The organism is Reyranella sp., assembly GCF_965279625.1.
In the GTDB taxonomy this organism is placed as follows: Bacteria; Pseudomonadota; Alphaproteobacteria; order Reyranellales; family Reyranellaceae; genus Reyranella.
Genome location: NZ_OZ257251.1, coordinates 2,234,079 through 2,249,900, shown reverse-complemented (window position 1 = coordinate 2,249,900; position 15,822 = coordinate 2,234,079). Strand labels below are relative to the sequence as shown.

Annotated in this window: 18 protein-coding genes; 9 read left to right on the top strand and 9 right to left on the bottom strand. The window is 66.0% G+C overall.

Features of this window, described 5'->3' with window-relative positions:
- Window positions 1–5 precede the first annotated feature (5 nt).
- Window positions 6–854, bottom strand: coding sequence for an amino acid ABC transporter substrate-binding protein (locus ACQY78_RS10990; protein WP_428685518.1), 849 nt, complete (start codon window positions 852–854; stop codon window positions 6–8).
- A gap of 81 nt (window positions 855–935) precedes the next feature.
- Between ACQY78_RS10990 and ACQY78_RS10985 the strand changes: the two genes are divergently transcribed.
- Both ACQY78_RS10985 and ACQY78_RS10980 read left to right on the top strand, forming a co-directional pair.
- Entirely contained in the window at window positions 936–1,391 is a 456-nt protein-coding gene (locus ACQY78_RS10985) for a VOC family protein (protein WP_428685516.1), read from the top strand.
- Between the two features lie 72 nt (window positions 1,392–1,463).
- Window positions 1,464–2,960 carry an aldehyde dehydrogenase family protein gene (locus tag ACQY78_RS10980; protein ID WP_428685514.1) on the top strand — a complete coding sequence of 499 codons (1,497 nt, stop codon included), beginning with the start codon at window positions 1,464–1,466 and terminating at the stop codon, window positions 2,958–2,960.
- Between the two features lie 93 nt (window positions 2,961–3,053).
- Here the strand turns inward: ACQY78_RS10980 and ACQY78_RS10975 are convergent, their stop codons facing one another.
- The 3 genes from ACQY78_RS10975 to ACQY78_RS10965 are packed head-to-tail and all read right to left on the bottom strand — an operon-like array spanning window position 3,054 to window position 5,591.
- The gene (locus ACQY78_RS10975) at window positions 3,054–4,487 is read right to left on the bottom strand and encodes an amidase (RefSeq protein WP_428685512.1); all 1,434 of its coding nucleotides are present in this window, start codon (window positions 4,485–4,487) and stop codon (window positions 3,054–3,056) included.
- Window positions 4,484–4,684 carry a hypothetical protein gene (locus tag ACQY78_RS10970; protein WP_428685510.1) on the bottom strand — a complete coding sequence of 67 codons (201 nt, stop codon included), beginning with the start codon at window positions 4,682–4,684 and terminating at the stop codon, window positions 4,484–4,486. The genes ACQY78_RS10975 and ACQY78_RS10970 overlap by 4 nt, the downstream gene beginning before the upstream one ends.
- 10 nt (window positions 4,685–4,694) lie before the next feature.
- Window positions 4,695–5,591: an acyl-CoA thioesterase gene (locus tag ACQY78_RS10965; RefSeq protein WP_428685508.1), complete on the bottom strand. Its 897-nt coding sequence runs from the start codon at window positions 5,589–5,591 to the stop codon at window positions 4,695–4,697.
- Between the two features lie 186 nt (window positions 5,592–5,777).
- Between ACQY78_RS10965 and ACQY78_RS10960 the strand changes: the two genes are divergently transcribed.
- The 5 genes from ACQY78_RS10960 (at window position 5,778) to ACQY78_RS10940 (ending at window position 9,831) form a co-directional block, all read left to right on the top strand.
- Window positions 5,778–6,077: an HU family DNA-binding protein gene (locus ACQY78_RS10960; protein ID WP_298309615.1), complete on the top strand. Its 300-nt coding sequence runs from the start codon at window positions 5,778–5,780 to the stop codon at window positions 6,075–6,077.
- Window positions 6,078–6,237: 160 nt separating this feature from the next.
- Window positions 6,238–7,026 carry a YdcF family protein gene (locus ACQY78_RS10955; RefSeq protein ID WP_428685506.1) on the top strand — a complete coding sequence of 263 codons (789 nt, stop codon included), beginning with the start codon at window positions 6,238–6,240 and terminating at the stop codon, window positions 7,024–7,026.
- Window positions 7,023–8,042 (top strand): ABC transporter substrate-binding protein, encoded by a 1,020-nt coding sequence (locus tag ACQY78_RS10950; protein WP_428685504.1) that lies wholly within the window; start codon window positions 7,023–7,025, stop codon window positions 8,040–8,042. Before ACQY78_RS10955 ends, ACQY78_RS10950 begins: the two co-directional genes overlap by 4 nt.
- A gap of 20 nt (window positions 8,043–8,062) precedes the next feature.
- A complete protein-coding gene (locus tag ACQY78_RS10945; protein ID WP_425067545.1) occupies window positions 8,063–9,223 on the top strand; it encodes an acyl-CoA dehydrogenase family protein in 1,161 nt (386 codons plus the stop codon).
- A 59-nt stretch (window positions 9,224–9,282) separates the two neighbouring features.
- On the top strand, window positions 9,283–9,831 hold the full coding sequence (locus tag ACQY78_RS10940) for a hypothetical protein (RefSeq protein WP_428685502.1): 549 nt from the start codon (window positions 9,283–9,285) through the stop codon (window positions 9,829–9,831).
- Here ACQY78_RS10940 and ACQY78_RS10935 read toward each other — a convergent pair.
- Window positions 9,828–10,169 carry a winged helix-turn-helix transcriptional regulator gene (locus tag ACQY78_RS10935; protein WP_428685500.1) on the bottom strand — a complete coding sequence of 114 codons (342 nt, stop codon included), beginning with the start codon at window positions 10,167–10,169 and terminating at the stop codon, window positions 9,828–9,830. The genes ACQY78_RS10940 and ACQY78_RS10935 overlap by 4 nt on opposite strands.
- A 107-nt stretch (window positions 10,170–10,276) precedes the next feature.
- Between ACQY78_RS10935 and ACQY78_RS10930 the strand changes: the two genes are divergently transcribed.
- Window positions 10,277–11,137 carry an NAD(P)H-binding protein gene (locus ACQY78_RS10930; RefSeq protein WP_428685498.1) on the top strand — a complete coding sequence of 287 codons (861 nt, stop codon included), beginning with the start codon at window positions 10,277–10,279 and terminating at the stop codon, window positions 11,135–11,137.
- A gap of 84 nt (window positions 11,138–11,221) precedes the next feature.
- Here the strand turns inward: ACQY78_RS10930 and ACQY78_RS10925 are convergent, their stop codons facing one another.
- Both ACQY78_RS10925 and ACQY78_RS10920 read right to left on the bottom strand, forming a co-directional pair.
- Window positions 11,222–11,683 (bottom strand): methyltransferase family protein, encoded by a 462-nt coding sequence (locus tag ACQY78_RS10925; RefSeq protein ID WP_428685496.1) that lies wholly within the window; start codon window positions 11,681–11,683, stop codon window positions 11,222–11,224.
- A 66-nt stretch (window positions 11,684–11,749) separates the two neighbouring features.
- The gene (locus ACQY78_RS10920; RefSeq protein ID WP_428685494.1) at window positions 11,750–12,436 is read right to left on the bottom strand and encodes a DJ-1/PfpI family protein; all 687 of its coding nucleotides are present in this window, start codon (window positions 12,434–12,436) and stop codon (window positions 11,750–11,752) included.
- A gap of 163 nt (window positions 12,437–12,599) precedes the next feature.
- On the opposite strand from ACQY78_RS10920, the gene ACQY78_RS10915 reads away from it, so the two are divergent.
- Complete coding sequence (locus ACQY78_RS10915) at window positions 12,600–13,559, top strand: GlxA family transcriptional regulator (RefSeq protein WP_428685492.1); 960 nt, start codon at window positions 12,600–12,602, stop codon at window positions 13,557–13,559.
- Here the strand turns inward: ACQY78_RS10915 and ACQY78_RS10910 are convergent.
- Entirely contained in the window at window positions 13,548–14,936 is a 1,389-nt protein-coding gene (locus ACQY78_RS10910; RefSeq protein WP_428685490.1) for an MFS transporter, read from the bottom strand. The two genes, ACQY78_RS10915 and ACQY78_RS10910, sit on opposite strands and share 12 nt — an antisense overlap.
- Before the next feature lie 3 nt (window positions 14,937–14,939).
- Window positions 14,940–15,815 (bottom strand): TauD/TfdA dioxygenase family protein, encoded by an 876-nt coding sequence (locus tag ACQY78_RS10905; RefSeq protein ID WP_428685488.1) that lies wholly within the window; start codon window positions 15,813–15,815, stop codon window positions 14,940–14,942.
- Window positions 15,816–15,822 lie beyond the last annotated feature (7 nt).

Genomic DNA, 15,822 nt, shown 5'->3' with positions numbered 1-15,822 from the left:
GCGACCTATTCCGGCAAGGTCGCGATCATATAGAGCGTCTGCAGTTGCTGCGTCGGCCGCGCATTCTTGCCGAACACGTTGCTGAAGATCGTGGCGATCTGCCCCGACCGATAGATGTGGCTGAGCGCCCGGTCGACGGCGAGGCGGAAGGGGCCTTCGCCGAGCTTCATGGCCAGGGCAAAGGGCTCGAGGCTGAGATAGGTGTTCGCCAGCAGGATCTTGGCCGCGTCCTTGTGGTCCTTGATCATCGCCGTGAGCATTGCCCCACCGGCGAAGTAGGCCGAGATCTCGCCCTTCTCCAGCGCCGTCATGGCCGCCGTGAAGTCGGTGAAGGGAACGACGGTGGCTTTGACCTGGAGCGAGGCCAGCGCCTTGCGCAGCTCTTCTTCCGTCAGGGTGCCCGCAACCGCGCCGACCTTCTTGCCGGCGAATTCCTGCATGTCGCGCGGGCCGTCGTTGCGGATGGCGAAGCTCGTACCGTCGACGAAGGTGGTGATGGAGAAGTCGACCACGGCGCGGCGGTCGAGCGTCTCGGTGAGCGAGTCGCAGAGCAGGTCGATCTTGCCCTGCTTGATCATGTCGAGGCGGTTCTCGGTCGTGACAGGCACGAACTCGACCTTGAGGCCGGGTAGCTTGAGCTGCTGGGCGATGTCCTTGGCGACCGCCTCGCAGAGCTGGACCATGAAGCCGGCGGGCTGGCCGTTCGCGCCCTTGTAGGCGAAGGGATGGGCGTTCTCGCGGAAGCCGCCGCGGAGCACGCCATTCTTGGCGATATCGTCCAAGGTGCCCGCCCAGGCGCTGCCGGCGGCCAGGAAGCCCAGGGTCACGGCAAGGCCGCTCAGGAATCGCTTCATCTCGTCCCTCTTCGAATGACGGCGAAACAATCCGATATTCGGCACGTTGTCGCCACTGGAAATCCAGAGGATGCCGACGCGATGGCCCGTTCCAAGAGGTCTGCTCCCGTCTCCCGTGTCGTGGGCATCGACCACATCTCCATCCGCGTCAGAGACTATGAGAAGTCGAAGGTCTTCTATGGCGGGCTGTTCGCGTTCCTGGGCTTCGAAATCTCGGATGAGTATCCGTCGACCATCGGCTGGACCAACGGCAAAACCCGCTTCTGGATCGCGCCGGCCGAGGGGCGAAAGACCTATCGGATCGGCGATGTCGGCTTCCATCATTATGCATTCCAGCTGCGCAGCCGGCGCGACGTCGACGCGCTGCAGGGCTACCTGGAAGAGCAGGGCGTGCGCATCGTCGATCCGGCCGCCGAGTATTACGAGGATTACTATGCCGTCTTCTTCCTCGATCCGGACGGGCTGAAGCTGGAAGGCATGAAATACGGCGAGCTGACCGCGAAGCGAAAGCGCAAACCCTCCAAGAAGAAGGGCTAGGAGAGGGTCGTTCTGCTTGTAGCGCCGCGTCCTGCGGGCCAAACTCCCGCCCTCAAAATCCGGAGAAAGCCCATGGATACCGTGACCCCCACCAAGCTGTCGCCCGCATCGGGCACCTACCAGCCCAAGGGCCAGCTGATCGGCGGCAAGTGGATCGGCAGCGTGTCCGGCAAGGTCATCACGATCGAGAACCCCGGCAAGAAGACGTCGATCGCCCAGGTGCCGCACGCCGGCGCCGCGGACGTCGAGCTGGCCGTGACCGCCGCCGAGAATGCGTTTCCGTCCTGGAAGAACGTCGTACCGCGCGAGCGCGGCAAGCTCCTGCTCAAGATCGCTGAGGCGATGGAAGCGCGCGTCGAGGAGATGGCGCGCACGATCGCCATGGAGACCGGTAACGCGCTGCGCACCCAGGCGCGTGGCGAGGCCAAGCTGGCGGCCGACATCTTCCGCTATTTCGGTGGCCTCGCGTCGGAGCTGAAGGGCGAGACCGTGCCGCTGGGCGAGAGCGTGCTGTCCTACACGCGCCGCGAGCCGCTCGGTATCGTGGGTGCCATCATCCCGTGGAACGCGCCGGTCATGCTGGGCGCCCTCAAGATCGCGCCCGCGCTCTGCGCCGGCAACGTGCTGGTGATGAAGGCGGCCGAGGACGCGCCGCTTGCGGTGCTGATGATGGCAGACATCACGAACGAGTTCGTGCCGCCCGGCGTGCTGAACGTGATTACCGGCTACGGGGAGGAATGTGGCGGCGCGCTAGCCAACCATCCGAAGATCCGCAAGCTCTCCTTCACCGGCTCAACCGAGGTCGGCAAGGTGATCATGCGCGCCGCGGCCGAGCGTATCGTGCCGGTGTCGCTCGAACTGGGCGGCAAGAGCCCCTCGATCGTCTATCCGGATGCCGACGAGGATTGGGCGGTCGACGGCATCATCAATGCCATGCGCTTCACCCGCCAGAGCCAGAGCTGCACCGCCGGCTCGCGTATGTTCTTGCATGAAGACATCTTCGACAGCTTCCTCGCGAAGCTGGAGAAGAAGGTCACGGCGCTCAAGATCGGCGATCCGCTCGACGAGGCGAGCGACATCGGCTCGATCATCAACAACAAGCAGTACACCAAGGTTTGCAAGTATGTGCAGGACGGGCTCGACCGCTCCGACGCCAAGCTGGTGTTCGGTGGCCTGCCACCCAAGACCGGCCCGTTGAGCGAAGGCTACTTCACCATGCCGACGGTGTTCGCCGACCGCTCGAACGACTGGCGTCTCGCGCGCGAGGAAATCTTCGGGCCGGTGCTGGTGGCGATCCGCTGGAGCGACGAGGCCGACGCGATCCGCATGGCCAACGAGAGTCATTACGGCCTCGCGGCGTATGTCTGGACGCACAATATCGGCAAGGGCCTGCGCGCCGCGCATGCGATCGAATCGGGCTGGGTGCAGGTGAACCAGGGCGGCGGCCAAACTCCCGGCATGTCGTACGGTGGCTACAAGCAGAGCGGTCTCGGCCGCGAATTCTCGCTCGAAGGCATGCTCGACAGCTTCACGCAGCGCAAGAGCGTGACGGTGAATCTGGCGGTCTGACGCCGGGTGCGCGCCACTGCGCGCGGGGTAGCCCCGCGCTGAAGTGGCGCGTCTTCTCTTCTTGAACGCGCGACTGGAGGCGCGCGTCCCCAGCTAGACCGGCACGCGCTTGTGAAAGTCGGTCGCGCCCTGATAGGCGTGACCGATCCGGTAGAGCATCGCCTCGTCGAACGGCCGGCCGACCAGTTGCATTCCGATCGGTGCGCCATTGACGTCGAAGCCGCACGGCACCGACAGGGCGGGAATGCCCAGCGTGTTGAACGGCCGGGTGAGACCGGTGAAGCCCGCCACCATCTTCAGGACAGCCGGACCGCCCTTGGACTCCGTATCGGTCTCCTCGATCGTGGGCAAAGGGAAGGGGATCGCCGGCAGCAGCACAGCGTCGACCCCGTCCATCGCCGTCGACAGGAACTCCGTCACGAAATGCGCGCGCAGCCGCAGCGCGTCGATATACTGCGTCGCCGGGATGAAGAAGCCCGCCTCCATGCGCGTGCGCACCTGGTTGGCGTAGAGCTCCGGCGTCTTCTCCATCCATGGCCGGTGCATGGCGGCCGCCTCGCATTTCACCATGACCTCGGCCGCGCGATAGAGCGCTGTGAAGTCCGGCAGCGTGACGGTCGAGACCTTGGCGCCGAGTCGGCCCAGCGCGTCGGCGGCGGCCTGGATTGCCGCGCCAATCTTTGCGTCCAGGGGCGCAAGTCCTTCCTTCGGCAGAGCAAGCCCGATGCGTAGCCCGGCGACGCCACCGTCGAGCAGCGCTTCGTAGTCGGGCACAGGCTTCTCGCTGGTTGTCGAGTCGTCGGGATCGTGGCCGGCGATGACGCCCAGCATGCGGGCATTGTCGCGCACCGTGCGGGACAGAGGGCCGACATGATCGAGGCTCCACGAACGCGCGACGGCGCCGGCGCGGCTGACGCGGCCGTAGGTCGCCTTCATGCCGACCACGCCGCACGCGGCCGCCGGCAGTCGTATCGAACCGCCGGTATCTGAACCCAGCGCGCCGTAGACCATGCGGGCAGCCACCGAGGCGCCCGAGCCGCTGGAACTTCCGCCGGTCACGCGCATCTGGTCCCACGGGTTGCGGCAATGACCGTGATGAACGTTGTGTCCGGTCGGGCCGGCGGCGAATTCCGCCATGTTGAGGAATCCCAGTTCGACCACGCCAGCTGCATCGAGCTTGCCCAGCACCGTCGCCGTCGCGGGTGCCGTCCAGTCGCGACGAATCGCACTGCCGCCGGTCGAGACCTCGCCCTTGCGGTAGTACATGTCCTTGTGCGCCATCGGCACGCCATGCAGCTTCCCGCGACTCCTGCCGGCGGCGAGTTCGGCATCCATCGCCTTCGCCTGCGCCAAGGCCTTTTCCCGGTAGACGCGGAGGAAGGCGTTGGTGCGCGGCTGCCAGGTCTCGATGCGGGCGAGGCAGGCTTCGGTCGCTTCGACCGAGGTGATGCGCCCCTCTGCGATCGCGTCGGCGATCGCCGTCAGATCCTCGAGGGCGAGATCGTCGTTCCTTGTCGCGGGACTCATGTGCGGGCTGCCTTCGCCATGACGCTGGCAAATGCGGCCGGATCGTCGTCGAAGGTGAGGCGCTGGGCGGCGGCCTTGCGGACGGCATCGTTCAGGATCTCGACCTCGGCCGCCAACTCGGCGAGCCGCTTGTCGTCGTAGGTCATGCCCTGCAGGCCGGCGGCGATGCCGGCGGCCGTTTTCGTCTTCTCGTCCATCACCGTCTCCTCATAGCTTGAGCCGGCAGGCTTCCAGCCGGGCGCGATCCTCGGGCGTGAAGGTCATGATCTTGCGGACCTTCTGGTCGAACTTCATGCCCACCGCCTCGGCACAAGCAGCAAGCGTGCCGCTCTCGGCCTCGAACAGGAAGTGGGTGAAGACGAGGACCTTGTCGGAGAAGCTCGCCAGTCCGCTCATTACCACGGCAAGGTCTCCAGCCTGCAACGGCCGGCGATAGTGGTTCAGCATCTCGACCACGACCGAACCTTCCTCGCGCTCCTGCATGGCGGCGCGGTCGAAGCCCAGATGGTTCCACAGGACCGGCGCCCCGTCGGAATAGCGGCCGAACTGGTGACGCGGAAGCAATTCGCCGCGCTCGTCGCATTCGTCGGGCGTGATCTGCGTTCGGCCGACCTCGATCAGGCCGACCGATGCTGATTCGGCGAGCGTCAGGTCGGGCAGAGAGAGCTTGCCGACGCTGCGCGGCCGCGCTGTGTCGGGCAGGGCGATGCACGCAGCTTCGGCGCGCGCGCGGAACTCGGCGGGCCACGGACGGTCGCAGGTGATGGTGCGACGGATCGTGGCGGCGACCTCGCCCTTCGCGGGATTGCGGACTTCGTGATAGGCGACGATCTCGCGCTCGCCGACCTCGACCGGCGCGGAGTGGACCTCGACCGGCTCGACCACGCGGAACTCGCGAACGTAGCGGACATGATCGTCGACCGCGCGTGTCAGGGCCCCGACCGCACGCTGCGCGCGTGGTCCGAAGCCCAGGCTCGCCAACAGGCTGGCCGAGGCCTCATGGGCGAACTCGGTGTAGAATTGGACGTTCAGGTGGTCGTTCTCGTCGCACTGCCACGTGTTCACGGCGGTGCTGAAAGTCGGGATCAGGGCGGGACTCGACACGCTTAATGCTCTCTGCAATCTGTGGATGACTGGCTTTGATGGCCCAAAAAGCCCCAAAAATCGACATTTTCCGTGCATTCCGGACTTGCGGGGGATCGATTCGTGGATAACCTTGGCGCCGTCAACGGTGCCCTGGGGCGTCAGGAGACGTTGGCGAAACCAAGAAATGTAAGGGACCCCCTCAACATGGCTACCAAACCCACTACCGTTCCCACCATTCCGCTTTCGAAGGTCGCAGCTGAGCTGGCCGAAAAGACGGGCATGACCAAGAAGGACGCGAGCGGCGCTCTCGACGAGTTCGTCGGCCTGGTCGTTCGTCACCTCAAGAAGGGCGCCAAGGTCCGCATCACCGGCCTCGGCATCCTGCAGGTCCGCGCCCGTCCGGCGCGCATGGGCCGCAACCCGGCGACCGGCGAAGCGATCAAGATCAAGGCGTCGAAGAAGGTTGCCTTCCGAGTCGCGAAGGATCTCAAGGACGCGATCTAACTCGTTCTCTACGAGTCAAGATTGGGCGGGTTCCGGCGCAGGCTGGACCCGCCCTTCTTTTTGCGCGTGAGCTCCTGTCATCGCAGGGCGATCATGGCGCTCGTTTGAGCGAGCCTGCTGCGCCTTGTTCTAGTATAGCCGGAACGCGATACGAGCCGGCATGAACACTTTCGTCCTCCTGAAGATCCTCGCCAACATGATGGTGCCGCCGGCTTCGCTGGCGGTCGGCGTCGTGCTGTGGCTGACGATGCGTGCGATGGGCTTGCGTCGTGTCGCGGCCGCGATCCTGGGACTCGCGATCTTCCAGACACTCATCCTGTCTTTTTCGCCGGTGTCGGGGATGCTGATGGGACACCTTGAAGCCAAGGCTCGCACCCTCGTCGCTGGCAATCAGCCCTGCTGCTACGAGGCCATCGTCGTGCTGGGCGGCGGCATCAAGGCCGCCTCGCCGCCGTACACCAAGGAACCCGAACTCACCGACGGGTCCGACCGCATCTGGCTTGCGGCGCGACTGTATCATGCGGGCGCTGCGCCGAAGATCATCGTGAGCGGCGGATCGTTCATCGAACAAAAAGGCGGCCCCGCCACCACCGAGGCCGAGGCCATGCGGCGCTTCCTGCTCGACCTGGGTGTTCCCGACAATGCGATCGTTTCCGAGGGCAAGGCGCTGAACACGATCGAGAACATCCGCAACGTGCGCGACATCGTGAAGGGCGCGCGGGTCGCGATCGTCACGTCGGCCTATCACGTACCGCGCGTGGCCAAGCTTGCGGCGCAGGGCGGCCTCGACTTCGCGATCTTCGGCGTCGACTGGAGTCTGCCCGACGATGCGACCGTGTGGTGGGACGTCTGGCTGCCGTCGGTTCAGGCGCTGGGCGATTCCAACGTTGCGATTCGCGAACTGGTGGCGCTCACCTTCGATCGCCGTGGCGAGAGGCTGGTGCCATGACAGCCTATCGCCTCAATCGCCGGACTGCCCTTGGCCTCGCTGCCGGGCCGCTGTTGTTGCCACTGGCGCGGCCGGCCCGCGCGCAGACGCTCGACAAGATCGTCTTCCAGACCGACTGGCGCGCCCAGGCCGAGCATGGCGGCTACTACCAGTCGGTCGCCGCCGGCCTCTATCGCAAGGCCGGCATCGAGTGCGACATCCGCCAAGGCGGACCAAGTCTGAACATCAGCCAGCTCCTGCTCGCCGGTCGCGTCGACATGACCATGTCGAACAGCTTCGAGGCTTGCACCTATGTGCGTGAGGATGCGCCCTTCTTCACCATCGCCTCGATCTTCCAGAAGGATCCGCAGGTCCTGATCGGCCATCCCGACACCGGCTTCGACGGCTTCGAGGATCTGAAGGGGCGTACCTTGCTCATCGGGAACGGCGGACGCGTCACCTACTGGCCGTATCTCCGAAAGAAGTTCGGGCTGCGCGACGACCAGCTCCGGTCCTACACGTTCAACATGGCGCCCTATCTCGCGGACAAGAACGTCGTGCAGCAGGGCTTCATCTCCTCGGAGCCCTATTCGATCTCGAAGGCCATCGGGCGCATGCCGCCGTACCTGTTGATCGCCGATGCAGGCTTCAGTGCCTACCAGACCACCATCGCCATCTCGCGCAAGCTGGCAGCCGAGAAGCGCGACCTCATCCAGCGCTTCGTCGATGCCACGCTCCAGGGCTGGGCGCAGTATCTCGAGGGCGGGCCGGCAATCGAGGCTGCCAATGCGCTCATCAAGAAGGCCAATCCGGAACAGACGGACGATCGTATCGAGTATGCGATCAAGGTGATGAACGAGCGTGGCATCGTAATGTCGGGGGATGCATTGCAGGGCGGAATCGGCGCCATGACGGATGCGCGCTGGCAGGGATTCTATCAATCGATGACCGATGTCGACGTGTTGCCGAGGGGGCTGGATGTGGCCCGGGCCTACACGCTCGACTTCGTCAACAAGGGTATCGGAAAGCCGACGTAATCTAGTCAGGAGGAATGGACATGTATCAGGTCAACGAAGAACATCAGATGTTGCGCGATCTCGTGAAGAAGTTCGTGCGCAACGAGCTCATGCCGCTCGAGAAGAACGTGCTCGAGCGTTTCGCCACGGGCCAGCAGGCGTCGCTGTCCGATGACGAGAACGCCAAGCTCTTCAAGCAGTGCAAGGATCTCGGCCTGTGGGCGCTCGACGTGCCGGAGGAAGCCGGCGGTGCCAATCTTCCGGCCGTGGCGCTGGTCGGCGTCAACGAGGAGCTGGGCTACACCTGCGTGCCCTTCACCTTTCCGCCCGACTCGCCCAACCTGCACATGCTGCTGGCGACCGCGAGCCCTGAGCAGCGCAAGAAGTACCTCGAGCCCTACGCCGCTGGCGAGACCAGCTCGGCGATCGCCATTTCCGAGCCCGGCGCGGGCGGCGACCCGGCGGGCATGAAGACCCGGGCGGTCAAGGACGGCACCGACTGGGTGATCAACGGTCGCAAGATCTGGATCAGCCGCATCGCCAAGGCCGATTTCACCATCGCCATGGCGGTGACCGACCCCAATCTCGGCGCCCGCGGCGGCATCACCGCCTTCCTGATCGACAAGGGCACGCCCGGTCTCGTCGTTGCCCGCGCCATCCCGATGCTGGCCGGCCAACGCACCTACGAGGTCGTGTTCGAGGATTGCCGTGTCCCCGAGACGCAGGTGCTGGGCCGCATCGGTGCGGGCTTCGCGCCCATGCAGATGCGCCTCACGATTCGCCGCCTGCAGATGGGCTCGTGGTGCGTCGGCATGGCCCAGCGCGCGCTCGACATGCTGGTCGAGCATGCCAGCCAGCGTGTCACCTTCGGCGAGAAGCTTTCCGACCGCCAGGCCGTCCAGTGGTGGGTGGCCGATGCGGCGATGAAGCTGCATGCCTGCCGCCTGATGGTGATGGATGCCGCGGTGAAGCAGGACGAAGGCCGGGACGTGCGAATGGAGGCCTCGATGATCAAGGTCTATGCGACCGAGATGGCCAGCGAGGTGATCGACCATGCCCAGCAGGCGTTCGGCGCCATGGGCGTGACGCAGGAGCTGCCGCTGTCGATCATGGCGCAGAAGGTCCGCACCATGCGGGTCTACGAGGGACCGTCTGAGGTCCACCGCATGGTGATCGCCCGCCGCATCTTCGGCGGACGTTGACAGGAAGAGGCAGGCAGGCGGATCATTTCCGCCTGCCATTGGCTTGGAGGAGCTGCCGCATGACCTACACGCTCGATGCGTTCGTCAAGGACGCACAGGTTGCGCTCAAGACGCATGAAGGATCTGCTGGCCGCGAGCAGGTTCGCGTGCTGCTGGAGAAGCTGCTGTCCAACCCGTCCTTCGTCGATGAGGCAGTCGGCCCGGCCGCGCCGATCGGTACGCGCAAGCTCTATGAGGATAAGGACCTCGGCTTCGTCGTGCTGGCGCATTGCAATCCCAAGCCGCACAAGAGCCCGCCGCACGATCACGGCGCCTCGTGGGCCGTCTATGGCCAGGCGGTGAAGTACACCGACATGAGCGAGTACAAGCGCGTCGATGGCGGCAACGACGCCGGCGACGCCAAGCTCGAGCAGGTGAAGGCCTATCGCCTCGAACCCGGCCGTGCCGGCGTCTACGATGTCGGGGCGATCCACGCCATCGACTATCCCGACGGCAGCCGCTTCGTGCGCGTCACCGGCCGCGACCTCGACTATGTCCGTCGTCTCAAGTTCGACATGGCGGCCGGCAAGGCCATCACCATCGAAAGCGCGACGGCCGGCGCCAACTAGCGCGCCTCGGCCCGTCCGCGCTTGCGCGGACGATTCGCATCGCCCCATTCCTCCATCGCATCGAGGATGGGGCCGAGGCTCAATCCTTTTTTTGTGAACGAGTATTCGACATGAGGCGGGATGGTGTCGTGCACTTTGCGCGACACGATTCCGTCCTGCTCCAGCGCGCGCAGCTGCAGGGTCAGCATGCGCTGCGTGATACCCGGAACGAGGCGCCTGAGCTCGTTGAAGCGCCGCGGCCGGTCCTTCAGTTGGAAAAGAATCGTGGGCTTCCAGCGCCCGCCGATCACCTCGACCGTCGCCGTAACGGGGCACCAGGGAGCCTTCGTCTCAGCCATCGCGCACACCTTCCGTATCCATGACTGATACCTAGTATAAAAAATGTGCGTACTTATGAGAAGCGTACCGCAATGCTAGGTGCGGCCTCACAACCCTGGAGGTCGCAATGTTCGTCATCATGGGAGCCACCGGTCAGGTCGGTGGCGCAGCGCTCGAAGCCCTGAAGCAACGCGGCATCGCGTTACGCGCGGTGGCCCGCGATCCAGTGCGCGCGCAAGGGCTCGGCGTCGAGACCCTGCGTGGCGACGCGTCGCAAACGGAGAGCCTCGCCGCGGCCTTCGCGGGCGCGCAGGCCACCTTCGTGATGCTGGTCCCGCCGTACCAGGCTCGGAACGTGCTGGCCGAATCGCGTGTTATCGCCCGGTCGATCGCCGCCGCCGTGCGAGCGGCAGAGGTGCCGCACGTCGTGGCGCTCTCGTCGGTCGGCGCGCATCTCAGCGAGGGCAACGGCATCGTGCAGGTCCTGCATGACTTCGAAACGGCCCTTGCCGACGTCGCGCCCTCCCTGGTGTTCCTGCGGCCGCGCGAATTCCTGGAGAACTGGGCGGGCATGCTGCCGGTGGCCCGCGAAGCGGGCGTGCTGCCCACAGGCAAGGCCGCGCTCGACAAACGCCACGAGGCGGTGTCGGCGCTGGATGTCGGCCGTGTCGCGGCGGAGCTACTGCTCGAGCCCCGACCGGGGACGCGCATCGTCGATCTCGCGGGGCCGGCGCCCTATTCGGCGCTCGATGCGGCGGCGGTCCTGTCGCGTCTGCTGGACAAACCGGTGACCGCGGTGCCGTCGTCGCGCGAACAGTCGGTGGTCGCGCTGGTGGCGGCGGGCCTCGGCGCCGACTATGCGGCGAAGCTCGCGGATCTCGATGAGGCGATCGATGCCGGACGCCTGGAGTTTCCGGCGGGTGGCGACTTTCGTCGAGGCATGGTGACGCTCGACGCCGTGCTGCAGCGCCTCGTGGGAGAGGGCTGATGCTCGATCAGGCAATCTTCCACGCGACCTTCGCTGCCGTCGGCAGCGGGTTGGTTGCCGGCATCTTCAATACCTTCTCGCGCATCAGATCCAGCGCCGGGTCCGGAGCTTGTAGGCGTCGAACTCCGCGCCGAACCTGGTGGTGAGCGCTCGCTCTTCGGGCAAGATCTGGAAGCGGGTGACGTAAAGAGCGAACAGCAGCGGGCCCGGCAGGGCAGCTGCGTTCGCCAGATAGGCGGCCCATCCTGCCAGAACGAGGAAGAGGCCGAGATACATCGGATTTCGAGTGAAGTGAAAGACTCCTGTCGCGACGAGCGACGAGGCGGCTTCGGGTCTGGTCGGGTTGACGGTCGTTCGGGCGCGCCAGAACGACCAGGTGCCGGCCGCGGAAATTGCGATTCCCGAAGCGGCCAGCACGATCGAGACCACCTGCCGCTCCGGCAACGCGAACGAGAGGCCGTCCAAGCCGTAGGCTACCAACCACATGGCAAGGGCTGCGAGCAAAGCGGCGGCTGGCGGCGGGACCTTCAGTTCGAGCTTGTTCACCGTCCAAACCTAGGTCTGGCTCAGTGGCGGTGCAAGGGACGGCCCTTTCCCTGAACAATGGCTTGTTCAAGCGAGCTTGGCCGCAGCCTCATCGTTTGCCTGCTGCCGCTTCTGCAGCATGCCGTGGATGCGTTCCTTCAATCGCTGCACGCGCTCGGGACCGGCCTTCTCGGGACTGCCGGAATCGAACGGCGGCTGCGGATCGTATTCGAGCGTCAGCTGAATGGTCTTGGCGACCTCGTCGCCGGCCAGTTCGGCCACCAGCGTGAGGCCGAAGTCGATACCGGCCGTGACGCCGCCGCCCGATACGCGATTGCGGTCGCGCACCACGCGCTCGGCCACGGGGATGGCGCCGAAGGCCGGCAGGAACTCGCGCGACGACCAGTGGCAGGCGGACTTGTAGCCCTTCAGGAGGCCCGCGGCGCCGAGCACCAGCGAGCCGGTGCAGACCGAAGTGACGTAGCGCGCGCCCTCTGCCTGCTTGCGCAGGAAGGCGAGTGTTTCCTCGTCGGTCATCAGCGCGACCTGTCCGCCGCCACCCGGCACGCAGATCACGTCGAGCTGCGGGCAGTCGGCGAAGGTGGTCGTCGGCACGATCGAGAAGCCGGAATCGGTCCGCACGGGATCGAGCGTCTTCCAGATCATGTGAAGCTTGGCGTTGGGTACGCGGCACAGGACCTGGGCGGGGCCGGTCGCGTCGAGCTGCGTGACATCTGGAAAGAGCAGGATGCCGATGTGAACCGTGTCTGCCATGGGAATTCCTTTTCACGAGTTCAAAAGAGGTGTCATCCCGAGCGCAGCGAGGGACCTTTGCACGGTAGTAGTGAAGGTCCCTCGCTGGCTCGGGATGACAATGTGCGTGTATATCCGCTTCGACCCGCTGGCAGAAATGACAAAGAGTGTGTAATTTCTGCCAATGCCCAAGCCGCACCGCATCGCCCTCCTGGCCTATGAGGGCTGCCAGCTGCTCGACGTGACCGGTCCCGCCGCCGTGTTCGGGGCAGCCAACGAGGGGCGTGAGCGTCCTGTCTATGAGGTGGAAATCGTCTCACCGGACGGCGGCGCGGTCGCTTCGAATTGCGGCGTATCGCTGGTGAGCCGCCGCTTTGGCGGGCGCTACGACACGCTGCTGGTCGCGGGCGGATCGCGGGGGCTCAAGGCGGTGATGGCGCGCGAGGATGTGCGGCGCTGGTTGCTCAGGGTGGCGCCGCAGACGCGTCGCTTCGGCTCGGTCTGCACCGGCGCCTTCGTGCTGGCGGCCGCCGGATTGCTCGACGGCAAACGGGTGGCGACGCACTGGGCGAGCTGCCGGCGGCTCGCCGAGAAGTTCCCCGCGCTGACCGTGGATGCCGAGGCGCTCTATATCGTCGACGGTAAGGTGTGGACCTCGGCCGGCGTGACGACCGGCATCGACATGGCGCTGGCGCTGGTCGAAGCCGATCTCGGCGCGGAGACGGCCAATCTGATCGCGCGGCACTTCGTGCTCTACGCACGGCGGCCCGGCTACCAGTCGCAGTTCAGCCCGCTCCTGCAGGTGCAGACCGAGGCCGACGCGCCGTTTGCGCGCCTGATCGAGTGGATGCAGGCCCATCTTGGGGAGCCGCTCGACGTTCCGGCGTTGGCCGCTCGCGCCGGACTCTCGGAAAGAAGCTTCTATCGCAAGTTCGTCGAGGCCACCAGCAAGACGCCGGCACATTTCGTCGAAGGGCTGCGGCTCGATGCGGCGCGTACCCTGCTGGCCAAGGGCCTGCCGCTCAAGACGATCGCGGGCCGGGTCGGCCTGCGCTCCTCGGCGCGGCTGGGCCAGGCATTCGAGCGCCGTTTCGGCATGGCGCCCTCGCTGTTCCGCGAGATGCACGCGGCGTCAGTGCCGTAGGCGCAGGCTGCTCACGATCAGCGCGGTGAGGGCAAAGCCGGCGGCCAGCCAGATGGCGGCCCGTGCCGCATCGGCGGCACCCCCGCCCGAGAAATCGAACAGGCCGAAGACCAGGGAGACCAGCGCGGCGCCCATCGTCTGACCGAGCGTCCGGGCCGAGGCGATGATGCCACCGGCGCTGCCGCTGCGGTCGCGCGGTACGGCGTTCATCATCAGCCGGTTGTTGGGCGAGGCGAAGATGCCGAAGCCGGCGCCGCACAGGACCAGCCGCCACATGATGTTGGCGGCGGAAGGGTCCGGCGGCAGCAGCGCGGTCAGGATCAGACCCGAGGCCATGCAGGTGAGGCCGATCGCACCGAGCGCGCCGGCATGGTGGCGGTCTGCCAGCCGGCCGGCGATCGGCGCCACGGCCGCCAGCGCCAGCGGCCATGCCGTCAGCAACAGCCCCGTCGCGGTCGCGTCGCGCCCGAGCACGGTGTGGAAGAAGAAGGGCAGGCTGACGAAGGCGAGGCCCTGTGCCGCGAAGGTGCAGGTCGAGGCCGATATGGAGAGCGAGAAGATCGGCCGGGCGAAGACGTCGATCGGCATCATCGGGTCGGCGAGACTGCGCTGGCGCCAGACGAAGAGCGTGCAGAGCAGGGCCGAGCCGACCAGCTCCGCGAGAATCACCGGCAGGGGATGGCCATGGCCGACGCCGTCGATGCCGAAGATTAGCAGGCCGAACATGCCTCCGGACAGGACCGCCGACAGCACGTCGAACGGGCGCTTGGCATGGGTCGTCACCGGCAGGTAGCGGGCGGCAAGCAAGAAGGAGATCACGCCCAGCGGGATGTAGACGGCGAACAGGATCGGCCAGCTCGTGATCGCGAGGAGGGCGGCCCCGAGGCTGGGTCCCGCGGCCAGCGAGGTCGCCACGACGGTCGTGTTGAAGCCCAATCCCCGGCCGAGCGCGGCGCGCGGATAGATCGAGCGCACCAGGGCGGGCTGGATGGCCATGATGGCGGCACCGCCCAGCCCCTGCAGCGTCCGCGCACCGATCAGCCAGGCGAGCGAGGGCGCCAGAACGCAGCCGATCGAGGCCAGCGAGAAGACGACCAGGCCCCAGCGATAGACGGTGCGGTAGCCCACGATGTCGCCCAGCGCCGCAATCGGCAGCAGCATGATCATCAGGGCGATCTGGTAGGCGTTGACGATCCAGATCGAGCTTTCCGCCGTGATCGCGAGGTCGTTCGCGATGTAGGGCAGGGCGAGATTGGTCATCGAATTGCTGAGCACCGCCATCGACAGGCCGATGGTGATGGTCGCCACGGCGGCGAGGCGCCGTGGCCCCGACGGCATGCCGTCGGGGAGCGGACCAGCTGAAGCGGGTTCGGCCATCTGTTACTGCGGGACCGTCAGTTCGTCGCCGCCAATGGTCGTGCGCTGCATCAGACGCTTGTGCTTGGTCGCATCGTAGTAGGTGGCGCGATGCAGGACGGCGCGATTGTCCCAGACGATCACATCGCCCTCGCGCCAGGCATGGGACATCATGAATTCCGGCTGCTCGGCGCGTTGCGCCAGCTCCCACAGGATCGCCTTCGACATCGGTTCGGGCCAGTCGAGAATGCGGCCGGCATGGGCGCCGATATAGAGCGCGCGACGGCCGTTGATCGGGTTGTCGCGGAACATGCGCTGCTTGACCGGCGGCAGTTCCGACAGGGACTTGGCGCTCAGGATGCCCTTCTGCACCCGGTCGCGTGAGTGCGCGAGCGCATGTTCCGCGACCAGCGGATGTATCGTCGCCTGCAGGGCCGGCGGCAGCGCATCCCAGGCCGCGCGCATGTTCAGGAATTCCGTGTTGCCGCCTTCGGGCGGGCAGATCCGCGCCGTCAGGATCGAGCACAGCGACGGGATGCGCTTGAAGGACGAGTCCGAGTGCCAGAAGTAGTTGGCCTTCTGGTAGATCATGCGCATGTCGTCCGGCGGGATCGGCTCGCCGGTCATGATGTCGAGGTTGGACTGCCGCGCGAACTTGGTGCCGGCGGCGGGATTGGCGCTGAGCGTCGTCTCGAGCGGGCCGAAATTCTCGCTGAAGGCGATCTGCGTGTCGTCGTCCATCGCCTGGTCGCGGAACAGGAGCACGGAATGCTCCTCGAAGGCGGCGCGGATCGGCCCGAACTCGCGCGCCGAGAGCGGACGCGTGATGTCGATGCCGGTGATCTCCGCGCCGAACAGCGGATGGAGCTTGCGGACTTCTATGCTGCCGGTGTTACGCATGGTTTCA

Bases quoted from the DNA above. Each gene is read 5' to 3' on its own strand.
- ACQY78_RS10990 (WP_428685518.1), bottom strand. From the start codon at position 854: ATGAAGCGATTCCTGAGCGGCCTTGCCGTGACCCTGGGCTTCCTGGCC.
- ACQY78_RS10985 (WP_428685516.1), top strand. From the start codon at position 936: ATGGCCCGTTCCAAGAGGTCTGCTCCCGTCTCCCGTGTCGTGGGCATC.
- ACQY78_RS10980 (WP_428685514.1), top strand. From the start codon at position 1,464: ATGGATACCGTGACCCCCACCAAGCTGTCGCCCGCATCGGGCACCTAC.
- ACQY78_RS10975 (WP_428685512.1), bottom strand. From the start codon at position 4,487: ATGAGTCCCGCGACAAGGAACGACGATCTCGCCCTCGAGGATCTGACG.
- ACQY78_RS10970 (WP_428685510.1), bottom strand. From the start codon at position 4,684: ATGGACGAGAAGACGAAAACGGCCGCCGGCATCGCCGCCGGCCTGCAG.
- ACQY78_RS10960 (WP_298309615.1), top strand. From the start codon at position 5,778: ATGGCTACCAAACCCACTACCGTTCCCACCATTCCGCTTTCGAAGGTC.
- ACQY78_RS10955 (WP_428685506.1), top strand. From the start codon at position 6,238: ATGAACACTTTCGTCCTCCTGAAGATCCTCGCCAACATGATGGTGCCG.
- ACQY78_RS10950 (WP_428685504.1), top strand. From the start codon at position 7,023: ATGACAGCCTATCGCCTCAATCGCCGGACTGCCCTTGGCCTCGCTGCC.
- ACQY78_RS10945 (WP_425067545.1), top strand. From the start codon at position 8,063: ATGTATCAGGTCAACGAAGAACATCAGATGTTGCGCGATCTCGTGAAG.
- ACQY78_RS10940 (WP_428685502.1), top strand. From the start codon at position 9,283: ATGACCTACACGCTCGATGCGTTCGTCAAGGACGCACAGGTTGCGCTC.
- ACQY78_RS10935 (WP_428685500.1), bottom strand. From the start codon at position 10,169: ATGGCTGAGACGAAGGCTCCCTGGTGCCCCGTTACGGCGACGGTCGAG.
- ACQY78_RS10930 (WP_428685498.1), top strand. From the start codon at position 10,277: ATGTTCGTCATCATGGGAGCCACCGGTCAGGTCGGTGGCGCAGCGCTC.
- ACQY78_RS10920 (WP_428685494.1), bottom strand. From the start codon at position 12,436: ATGGCAGACACGGTTCACATCGGCATCCTGCTCTTTCCAGATGTCACG.
- ACQY78_RS10915 (WP_428685492.1), top strand. From the start codon at position 12,600: ATGCCCAAGCCGCACCGCATCGCCCTCCTGGCCTATGAGGGCTGCCAG.
- ACQY78_RS10910 (WP_428685490.1), bottom strand. From the start codon at position 14,936: ATGGCCGAACCCGCTTCAGCTGGTCCGCTCCCCGACGGCATGCCGTCG.
- ACQY78_RS10905 (WP_428685488.1), bottom strand. From the start codon at position 15,815: ATGCGTAACACCGGCAGCATAGAAGTCCGCAAGCTCCATCCGCTGTTC.